We start from the raw sequence: 331 nt of genomic DNA, 5'->3' as shown, positions 1-331 counted from the left end.
ACCCTGAGTATAAAGCTTTTCAAGAAGCGGACGCTCAACCTATGGGCGTTACTTTTCAAGGTTATGACTTTCCAACAAGCAACATGGGGAAAGCAATTTTCCATTATTCTGATGATAGTTTTAAGATTGACCAAGTTGTCACTATTTTAGCTATGGATAAGGTAACTAGCGAGCAGAGAGGGTTGAATAAAATTACAGTTGATTTTTTCTTCGACACTACAGACAACGGTATATCGGACGAAGATGCTTATCAAAAAATGATGGCTTTCTTTAAAGAACTGCAAGGTAAGGGTTGGACTTATGCTAAAAGTTTAAGTGAGCCTCGTTTAAG

The 331-nt window shown here is 37.8% G+C and carries 1 pseudogene; it reads left to right on the top strand.

Annotated features, from left to right (window positions below):
- A pseudogene (locus AAEY79_RS14330) lies at positions 1–331 on the top strand (hypothetical protein); the annotation flags it as partial.

This window comes from Psychrobacter sp. GW64-MNA-CIBAN-0177 (genome assembly GCF_040309585.1).
GTDB lineage: Bacteria > Pseudomonadota > Gammaproteobacteria > Pseudomonadales > Moraxellaceae > Psychrobacter > Psychrobacter okhotskensis.
The sequence above is the reverse complement of the archived record's forward strand: the minus strand, read 5'-3'. Positions and strand labels throughout refer to the sequence as shown.